This window comes from Bradyrhizobium sp. USDA3516 (assembly GCF_057651995.1).
The window spans coordinates 1-9,603 of the sequence record NZ_JBYGYN010000020.1 but is presented as its reverse complement, the minus strand read 5'-3'; the positions used below and the strand labels follow the sequence as shown (position 1 = coordinate 9,603).

Here is a 9,603-nt window from a genome sequence, read left to right as displayed (position 1 = left end):
ACGGCCGGCTGCGGGATGAATTGCTGAACGAGACGCTGTTCACGTCAGTGGCCCAGGCTCGCCTCGCACTCGGATGCTGGCGGGCCGATTACAACGATGACCGACCCCACTCGCAGCTCGGATGGAAAACGCCCTCCGAGTTCGCCTTCACCTGTCACCCGCGCCGGAATCCGGCGCTGCGCTATGCCGAAGGCTCCGCGCCAGCTCCCGTCGCTCCCACCGCCCAACCGGGCAAATCCAACGACCGGAGCGAACTCAGGATTGGATAAAGCTTGATGCGGTGGAACGGCCCGCCCCAACAGCATCAAAGTGCTAGAACGTGGTCGTTGTTCGAACGCCACAAAGGAGGGACCGTTCCGTGAAACAGGTTAGCACCATCGGGTTAGATTTGGCCAAGCACGTTTTCCAGGTTCACGGCGCGGATGCGGAGGCTCGCCCGTGTTCAACAGGAAATTGCGGCGCAGCGAGGTTCTGCGCTTCTTCGAGAAACTGCCACCATGCCTGGTGGGGATGGAAGCCTGCGGTGGCGCTCACTATTGGGCACGCGAGATCGCGGCTCTAGGTCATCAGGTCCGGCTCATTCCGCCGGCTTATGTCAAACCCTTCGTCAAGCGTGGTAAGACGGATGCGGCGGACGCGAAGGCCATCAGCGAAGCGGTGACCCGAAAGACCAGGCTCTTCGTGCCGATTAAGACGGCTGAGCAACAGGCTGCCGCGATGGTGCTGAAGACCCGCGCTCTTCTAGTGCGGCAGCGAGCGCAGGGAGTCGACGCGTTGCGCGCGCATCTGGCCGAATTGGGCATCATCGCCACCGCTGGCCTGGCAAAGATTGAGGCGCTGGTCGCAATCGTACGGGATGAGACAGATGCTCGCCTGCCCGCAGCAGCGCGCTTCGCGCTGAGGGCTATTGCAGACGAGATTGAAGCTTCAGCCGACCAGATCGAGAGACTCGAGCGCGCGATTGTTGTGGAGACCAAGCACGACGAGGACATGCGTCGGTTGACCACGATCCCTGGCGTCGGCGCCATCACGGCGGCGACCATCAAGGCACTCGTGCCGGATCCCGGCGGGTTCAAGTCGGCTCGCCACTTTGCCGCCTGACTGGGATTGACGCCGCGGCCTCATTCAAGCGGAGCAAAGAGCGACTGGAACGAATATCGAAGATGGGAAATCCGGAACTCCGCTCTCTGCTCGTTGTCGGGGCGACGGCCGTCTTGCGGGTTGTCCGAAACGACGCTCGGGCGCGGCCGTGGCTGAAGGCGCTTCTCGCCAGACGGCCCTTCAAGGTTGCCGCGGTCGCGCAGGCCAACAAGACGGCGCGGATCATATGGGCGCTCCTGAACAAGGCCGGAATTTATCGGCATCCAGACCCATTGGCGGTTACCGCGGTGACGCAGTGACTGCCAATACGATCTGACCGGCGCAGGCCGGCAGAGGGCAAGGTGCAACAACAGGTGACGAGCCCTTGGGACGAAATCCCGAAACGAGTGAAGCTACTGCCCCCAATGCGCTCAAGCGCGTAAACTTGATTTGGCCTCCTCGTTCCGCGGATCTCATCGAGGCCAGCGGCCATATTGTGCCGCGCGCAAAGGCCGGACATATGACCGCACCGTCCCAATGTGTGAAATCGACTGAAAAAGCTCTTGCCTCGCGGGCCGTTCCACATATCGGGGCAAGGTCAGCGCGAACTGTCGATACGGTCTTGCGCCCAAATCGGCCAAAGAATCGATGCCTTCTCGGCCGACGAGTCCGCAAACTATCTCAGGATATCGAAGCTAATGCCATCACGGTTTAGGGCAACAAGAGAGGCGAAGCCCCTCCGCAAGCGGAGCCGGTGAGTGGAGATCTCCCGCTATGGCGGACTGACACGGAGACTTCGCAACCAACGAACGGCAGACTTTGATCCGGACACGCCTGCATGCATCAACTAGTGCTCGCTGAATCGGGACTCTCGAATACAAGCTCAGTGACCAGAGTAGGTAGTCCCCCGCTTAGCTCTGATAGTATATCACCAGCAATCGTTGGCGCTTTATCAGTGACAGCATGAAAGAGGTGCATGGATGGAAAGCCTAGTCAATCCGCTCCACGTCTCACGGTTCATTCAGGCGTATGACACCGCAGCTATCCAGAAAGGCATCAAGCTCTCGGTAGGCTTTGATTTTCATAAGTATATTTCGATAACACGGTCGATTCTTGAAAAGGGACCGACATACCCGAACTTTCGACCTGATCGTTCGCCGATTGCGCCAGGCGCAGGATATTGGATGGTAGGTATGGACAAAGATGATGACGTGGCGCTCGTACAAGCTGCTAGATTGTATGACCTGACGCATAGTAACTTTGCGGAGCATCTTGAATCCCTTAAGTTCTTTTATGCAGACCCAACAAAAGACGCGCATCCCCAGGACCGTTGTATCTGCACGGCGCCAAGCGCGAGAATGATCACTGGGAAAGTGGCCTACCATGGCGATATTTGGGTGCGCAGAGACTACAGAGGACGGGGGATGGCTAAGATTATGACAGGAGCAGCACGTGGCGTGTCCTTTGCGATGTGGGCTCCAGATTTCGTATGTGGGCTTGCGGGCCGCTGGTCGGTCGACAAAAATGTTTATGATACGTGGAACTACGAGCCGGGCGGGTCGATATTACGGCTAGTGGAAGAGGAGATCGTTGATGACGATTGGCTCTTATGGTCAAAGAGTGCGGAGTTGAGAAGAGTGGTCGAGCGCTACAGCAAAGGGCCGGTGGGGTTGCCTCCGTAATCGAAGCAGGAGCCAAACTGCCAGTATCCCCGCAGCCAACTAGCATGGCCAAGAAGCATGCTTTCTTTTGCGGAAAATAGGTACGTTCCTAAGATGGCTCGTGCACTGGAAGACGCTCTTTTGCCGTGCTGCATCACCGTCCCAAGGCCCCAATCGGCAAGTGTGTATGCAAGATGTCAAGCCATTGGAGCGCCGTACCCTCCTCGTTATCCCTGATCCCAAGGATACGGTGCTGATTTGCTCGAGGGGAATGGCCCGCACAGAGCAGAACAGTACGTCGAAAGAAGCAGGAAGTAGGCCGGACCAACTTCCTGCAGAAGCCCTTGATCAAAAGTTACGTTTTGGGCTGATGGACGAACCCGCACGGTCATCGTCTCTCCGTAGCCTGACCCTAGAGCGTTTCACGTTTAAATGGAGCCGTATCGGTGTTTTCGAAGTAGTTGCTGCATTCGTGGGGGTAGATGGGTGTGACAGGGCCACCAATACGGCGGCAAATGTCGTCGACTCAGCAGCACGGGAATCATCGCCTGCTGAAGCGACGCTCGCGGGCTTTGTAGAAAAAGTCGCTGAACAATCGTGCGCTTCTGGGCGGAGCGCATCCAGTGGCTAATCTCGGCGATGCTCTGTTAGATCTGATTGAGGTCAGGGGAGTATGGCGGTAGATACCAGCGCCTGGCGCGACCACTTTTATCAAAGCTGCGCAGGATAACCGACTTGTCGCTGCGGCGATTGTCCATCATGACGATGTCGCGCGGATGAAGCTGAGGAACGAGAACCTGCTGGCACAGTCGCGCAAGCATTCGCTGTCGACTGGGCCGCCGTCGAACAGGCAAGGTGCGGTGAGGCAATCGCAGCGCACGTCACCAAGGAGCGTCGGCGTTCGCCAATGACCCATGTGGCGTGAGCTCTCGACCTCAACCCGATCGAGCAGGTCTTTTGACCACACAGGATGTGGTCCGAACGCCCGACCGGTCCCACCGATAACTGGGAAAATTTCGACAATAGTTCGAACCGATGATGCGACCATTCTGGCCGGCCATTTCCAATCGATACGTGATCGTGCCGCCGCCACTGACGGTCTCGTTCTTGTGGCACGATACAACCGAGTTCAGCTATCAACGCGAGAAGTCAGAAGCGATCGGCATCACCAAGAGCATAAACAGTGGACGGGAGAAGGCGGGTCGCCTCAGAGCGCACACGGTTTGCGGCATCCTGATGCCTTCGAGCCGCGGTTACAATCGAGGGGGCCGCTGGGGTTGGCGGCCGTTAAGTTCTGGACCCGGAAGAAATTCAAGGGGACGGCAGCGCTTAAAAAGAAGATCAATCCGACCCGGATTCCCATCGAGAAAAAGGAAAGTGTCCGGTGGTTGGAAAATCTCAAGCAGTCTACGCAACTCTTGGATTATCCGTTACGATGCATCCATATCGGTGATCGCGAGAGTGACAGCTAAGAGCTCTTCTGCGCAGCACACGAGATCGGAACTCATTTCCTGATCAGGACCTGCGTCGACCGCTTGGCTGGAGATGGGGATCACACGATCGCCGACGAAATGGACGAGGTCGCCGTCAAAGGGCTCCATCGCATCGAAGTCAGAGATAGTAACGGCGATCCTGACCAGGCCGTTCTTGAACTCAGGTATCGCAAGATTCGCGTCCTACCGCCGATCGGAAAGCAGAAGCGCTATCCCGCTCTGACCCTGACGGTGATCCATGCCGAAGAGCGCGGGACGCCGAAAAACAGAAAGAAGATCGATTCGAAGCTGATCACCGACCTGCCCATTCCCACACCGACGTCATTGAGAAGCTCGAATGGTATGCTTTGAGATGGAAGATCGAGGTGTTCCACACTCAAATCGGGCTGCAAAGCTGAGGAGTCGAAGCTCAGGACCGCCCAGCGTCTGACCAATCTGATCTCGCTCTTTTGCATCCTGAGTTAGCGGCTCCTCTGGATGACGATGCTCATCCGTTCCGCGCCAGACGCGCCGCCAACCCCTCGCGTTGACTGCGACTGAAATCGGCGTGCTCGATCGCCTCGTCAACGACAAACCAAAAGCAAGAAAAACGCTCTCGCACTATCTGATCAAGATCGCCCGGCTCGGCGGTTATCTCGCCCGCGCCAGCGATCCGCCGCCTGGCAATACCGTCATGTGGAGAGGGCTATCACGCCTCACTGACATCGCGCTGGGCGCCGTGGTCGGAGTAGAATTTGTGGGTAATTGACCTCACCGGGCGGATACGGCTCACTAAATGGCAGACTCGAACCAATCCGCACCGGTCCATCAATTCAGACGCTTCTCGCGCTTCTTTGCCATGCCAAGATCAGGCACTAAATCTGTCGGAGCGTAATCGTCCATGACGGACGTCGCTTCGTTCATTGAACGATAAAGCGATTATAGCAAGCCCTTCCGATGGAACGAGCCAGCGGATGACATCGTTGCTTCATGAGCGCTTTCGCCGTCGCTCAAGAATTCGGGGAATCGAATTCTAAACAGCATATGAGCCGCTCGCTTTTTTTAGGCCAAGTCGTGTCATGGTGAGACACTCGGGTCCCGAGCGGACAGATCAAGCGAAGTAAGATGGCTTGATCACTCGTCGGACGGAGCCTCGATCGGAATGGCGAAGCCAGCCTTTACGCGGTCCATTATAACCATTGTCTTGAAGCCTTTGATATCGGAGTTTTCATAAAAGAATCTTCTGGTGAACTGCTCATAATCCTCCATCGTTCGAGCGGTAATATAGAGGACAAAGTCGGCGTCGCCGGTGACATAAAACCCATTGACGACCTCAGCCGACGATTTGATAGCTTTTTTGAATCTATCAATGATGTCCGAACGCTCACGCTCGAGGCTCACCAGCACGAGCATTTGAATCGGCCTTCCAACTGCCTTCGCCGAAACGATCGAAACATCGGCCTCGATGATCCCTTCCGAACGGAGTCTTTTAAGTCGTCGCTGACAGGCCGTAGCCGAAAGCCCGGCCATTTCGCCGATCACCTCGGACGTTAAGCGGTTGTTCTTCTGCACAATCTCTAGGATCCGAGCGTCTATTCGATCGTATTGCATAATCACTCCAACCTTCAGGTGCCCTTTCGCCGCAAAATGCCTCTTGGACGCAGGAATTCTTCCGAGCGGCAGCAAATTGCGACGTAAATCTGTTTGCGACATCAGTATCCTGATTGTTGTGGCAATTTCAACTGAGGACGCGCGGGACCATGGCGCTTGAACCTATTCGGCAGAACGATCCGCATGCCATTGGTCGTGCCGCGAACCACTTGAGGAGTCTTCGCCGACGCGACTTTGTGGCGGGAGCCGCCCTGATTGATGGTCGCTGGATTGCGGGCGAGCGCAAAGATATTGTTGTCGACCCCGCTAACGGGGATGAGATCGCCGAGGTCGCTCGGTGTTCCGCCGCGGATATGAGTCTCGCAATCGGGGCCGCGGAGCGATCCTTTGCCGCATGGCGAGATTTGTTGCCCGCAAAGCGCGGGGCGATCCTTAGGCATTGGGCATTATTGATGCTGGAGCATTTGGAAGAGCTCGCCGCGGTGGTGACGAGTGAGCAGGGCAAGCCACTTGATGAAGCGCGCAATGAAATTGCCTACGGCGCTGGATTTCTAGAGTGGTTCGCTGCCGAGGGTGAGCGAGCATATGGCGAGACGATCCCCAGTCACAAGGTTGGAAGTTTGCTTCAGGTGCGAATGCATCCAATCGGTGTGGCGGCGGCGATCACCCCTTGGAACTTCCCAGTGGCCATGATCACGCGAAAGGCGGGAGCTGCTCTTGCGGCCGGTTGTCCGATGATCGTGAAGCCTGCTCCTGAGACACCGCTTTCAGCTCTCGCCGTGGCAAGATTGGCCGAAGAGGCCGGAATCCCGCACGGTGTGTTGCAAGTGGTCGTCGGCGATCCCATCGAGCTTTCAGCGCCGCTTTTGCGCGATAGAAGAATACGCGCTCTGTCGTTTACGGGTTCTACGGAGGTGGGGCGTTTGCTTTTGGAGGGAGCCGCCGACACAGTCAAGAAAGTATCGCTCGAACTGGGGGGACATGCTCCGTTCGTCGTCTTTGACGACGTCGATCTAAAGAAGGCTGTCGACGGAGCGATGGCCGCAAAATTTGCGACTTCGGGCCAGGACTGTCTGGCCGCAAACCGCATCTACGTACAAAGTGGCATCTACAATGCCTTTGTCGCCGCGTTTGCTGAGGCAATTGCTCAACTAAAGGTTGGTCACGGGCTGGCGTCTACAACGGACATCGGGCCGATGACCAAGTTGTCGGTGGCCGATAAGTGCAGGGCCCACATCGATGATGCGGTCAGGAAAGGCGCGCGAGAATTTTCCGCCGATAAGGGAGCCGTGCTAGGTCCGAACTTCGTTCCGCCGACGCTGCTCAGCGACGTTACCGAAGATATGCTTATCGCGCGTGAGGAGACGTTTGGGCCCGTGGCTGCTGTACTGACGTTTGAATCTGAAGAAGAGGTGGTTGCGAGAGTCAATGCGAACGAAATGGGCCTGGCCGGATATGTCTATACGGACAGCCTACGTCGTGCGCTCAGGCTCTCGGAGCAAATCGAGTGCGGCATGCTCGGTATCAATACGGCATCATTCACCGGTCCGCCCATTCCGTTTGGGGGCTGGAAGCAATCCGGGCTCGGTCGCGAAGGGTCGAGGCACGGCTTGGCTGAATACATGGAACTCAAATACGTCTGCTTCGGCGATCTTGCAGTTTAGGAGAACACGGTATGCTTGACATTAAGGCCATCGCTGATCGAGATCGCGCCACGGTTCTGCATCCTTTCACCCAGCTCAAGGACTTCGCAAGTGGGAAGATTGGTGATCCTACTATCGTGACAGGCGGCAAGGGCATTCACATCAAGGACGCAGAGGGGCGCAGCTACATTGACGGCTTTGCCGGACTTTATTGTGTAAACATTGGTTACGGTCGTACCGAAGTGGCGGAGGCCATCGCGCGGCAAGCGTACAACTTGGCATACTATCACACATACGCGGCGCATACGACCGAGGAGCTGGCGATCCTCTCGGATCGTCTCGTTCGTACGGCCCCTGGTAAGCCGAGCAAGGTGTTCTATGGGCTGTCCGGATCGGACGCCAACGAAACCCAGGCAAAGCTTGTGTGGTACTATAACAATCTCCGCGGTCAGCCGAAGAAAAAGAAGATTATCTCCCGCGAGCGCGGCTATCACGGTTGCTCGGTAATTTCTGGCTCGATGACTGGTATGTCATTCTACCATGACCACATGGATCTTCCGTTTCCGGGCGTTCTGCACACTGGGGCCCCACATCACTATTGGGGTGCTGAGCCGGGTGAGACCGAGGAAGCCTTTTCTCGCCGGCGAGCAACAGAACTTACGGAGCTGATCGAACGCGAGGGTCCGGAGACGATTGGCGCGTTCATTGCTGAGCCCGTGCTGGGTACCGGCGGTATTACACCGCCGCCTGCCGGCTATTGGAGTGAAATTCAGGCCGTGCTCAGACGGTACGACGTTCTTCTTATAGCCGACGAAGTCATTTGCGGATTCGGTCGAACGGGCGCGGACTTCGGAAGTGCCCTCTACGGAATCGAGCCCGACCTGGTGACGGTCGCCAAAGGTTTGACATCCGGCTACATGCCGCTCTCAGGCGCTATCGTTGGAGAGAAGGTATACTCAGTCTTGGAAGAAGCGGCTGATCGAGTTGGCGCTTTTTCGCATGGATACACTTATTCCGGCCACCCGATTGCCGCGGCAGCTGCCAATGCGGTGCTCGATATTGTCGAGAAGGAGCAACTAAGCGACCGTGCAAGGATCGTCGGATCACACTTGCAAAAGCGTCTCAAGCAGCGCTTTGCTCAGCTCGAGATCGTCGGTGAAGTCAGGGGTGTCGGCCTGCTCGCCGCAATTGAGTTCGTTGCTGATCGTCAAACCAAACGACGATTTGATCAACAGCTCAAGGTCGGCGGGCGAATCTCTAAAGCTGCGCGTGATCGGGGGCTCATTGCACGAGCAATGCCGCACGGGGATATTTTGGGCTTTGCTCCGCCCCTTGTCGTATCTGAAGCCGAGATAGATCAGATTGTCGAAATCGCCTACGAAGCGACTAAGCAGGTAATGGACGAACTCGCAAACGAATCGGCCCTTGCTTAATAGCCATGACTGATGCGATTGCGGATCTCTGCGCCGCTGAGCGTACCTTTGCGGTGAATGGACTGCGTGATGTGCTTGGGCGAGCAGCTTTGGAAGCTGCGCCCGAATTGGCTGAGTCCGTTCTCGTCGGCGATTCGCGATCGGGCGGAGCAAACGAGGTGCTGGGGCGCAAGGAGCGGGATCAGTTGGAGCTCGTCATCACTGGCACGCTCAGACAGCGTCCCAGATAAGCACGTGCTGGCGCAGGTCGATCGCGTGCTCGACGTATCTTGGCTAAGGGAAGAGGTCTCCGACTGCTATTGCGCGAACGACGCTGCGCCAGCCATCGAATCCGGAGGCCGCGGTCCGCCTGATGCTCGCGGGTCTGCTCACCGGTATCGTACGCGATCGCAAGCTGATCCGGGAAGCTCAGGTTAACATCGCCATGCGCTGATTTGCTGGTTACGGCCTGCATGAGCAGCTGCCGCACCATTCCACCCTGACACGCATCCGCCGGCGCTGGGGCGAAGAGCGATTCCGTAGGATCTTTAAACGCACGGTCCAGGCCGGTCTGAAGGCCAAGATCGCAACAGCCGAAGTGGTTCACATCGATGCGTTGGTAATCCTGACCTTGCCCCACAGGCTTAATCCAGTTTGAAGTTCGCTCTGGCCCACGACAAGGACCAGAGCATGAAGCGCAGCCGCTCTCGGAAGAGCAGATCAT

At 57.0% G+C, this 9,603-nt stretch carries 8 protein-coding genes and 2 pseudogenes; 8 read left to right on the top strand and 2 right to left on the bottom strand.

Going from position 1 to position 9,603, the window contains the following annotated elements:
- From AC24YW_RS36490 to AC24YW_RS36480, 3 genes and pseudogenes are all read left to right on the top strand, one after another.
- Positions 1-269 (top strand): integrase core domain-containing protein (locus tag AC24YW_RS36490; protein ID WP_487487198.1); only part of this gene is annotated, 269 nt, incomplete at its 5' end.
- A gap of 89 nt (positions 270-358) precedes the next feature.
- Positions 359-1,400 (top strand): annotated as a pseudogene (locus tag AC24YW_RS36485) (IS110 family RNA-guided transposase).
- Positions 1,401-2,060: 660 nt separating this feature from the next.
- On the top strand, positions 2,061-2,762 hold the full coding sequence (locus AC24YW_RS36480) for a hypothetical protein (RefSeq protein WP_487487197.1): 702 nt from the start codon (positions 2,061-2,063) through the stop codon (positions 2,760-2,762).
- A 626-nt stretch (positions 2,763-3,388) separates the two neighbouring features.
- On the opposite strand, the gene AC24YW_RS36475 is transcribed toward AC24YW_RS36480, so the two are convergent.
- Positions 3,389-3,562 carry a transposase gene (locus AC24YW_RS36475; protein ID WP_487487196.1) on the bottom strand — a complete coding sequence of 58 codons (174 nt, stop codon included), beginning with the start codon at positions 3,560-3,562 and terminating at the stop codon, positions 3,389-3,391.
- Between the two features lie 750 nt (positions 3,563-4,312).
- On the opposite strand from AC24YW_RS36475, the gene AC24YW_RS36470 reads away from it, so the two are divergent.
- Positions 4,313-4,585 carry a hypothetical protein gene (locus AC24YW_RS36470; protein WP_487487195.1) on the top strand — a complete coding sequence of 91 codons (273 nt, stop codon included), beginning with the start codon at positions 4,313-4,315 and terminating at the stop codon, positions 4,583-4,585.
- Between the two features lie 196 nt (positions 4,586-4,781).
- The gene (locus AC24YW_RS36465) at positions 4,782-4,982 is read left to right on the top strand and encodes a hypothetical protein (protein WP_487487194.1); all 201 of its coding nucleotides are present in this window, start codon (positions 4,782-4,784) and stop codon (positions 4,980-4,982) included.
- A gap of 365 nt (positions 4,983-5,347) precedes the next feature.
- Here the strand turns inward: AC24YW_RS36465 and AC24YW_RS36460 are convergent, their stop codons facing one another.
- The gene (locus AC24YW_RS36460; protein WP_487487199.1) at positions 5,348-5,824 is read right to left on the bottom strand and encodes an Lrp/AsnC family transcriptional regulator; all 477 of its coding nucleotides are present in this window, start codon (positions 5,822-5,824) and stop codon (positions 5,348-5,350) included.
- A gap of 149 nt (positions 5,825-5,973) precedes the next feature.
- Between AC24YW_RS36460 and AC24YW_RS36455 the strand changes: the two genes are divergently transcribed.
- The 3 genes and pseudogenes from AC24YW_RS36455 to AC24YW_RS36445 all read left to right on the top strand — a co-directional run.
- On the top strand, positions 5,974-7,488 hold the full coding sequence (locus AC24YW_RS36455; protein ID WP_487487193.1) for an NAD-dependent succinate-semialdehyde dehydrogenase: 1,515 nt from the start codon (positions 5,974-5,976) through the stop codon (positions 7,486-7,488).
- 11 nt (positions 7,489-7,499) lie between these two features.
- Positions 7,500-8,900, top strand: a complete 1,401-nt coding sequence (locus AC24YW_RS36450) for an aminotransferase (protein WP_487487192.1) — start codon at positions 7,500-7,502, stop codon at positions 8,898-8,900.
- A 158-nt stretch (positions 8,901-9,058) separates the two neighbouring features.
- A pseudogene (locus tag AC24YW_RS36445) lies at positions 9,059-9,504 on the top strand (transposase); the annotation flags it as partial.
- Positions 9,505-9,603: the final 99 nt, after the last annotated feature.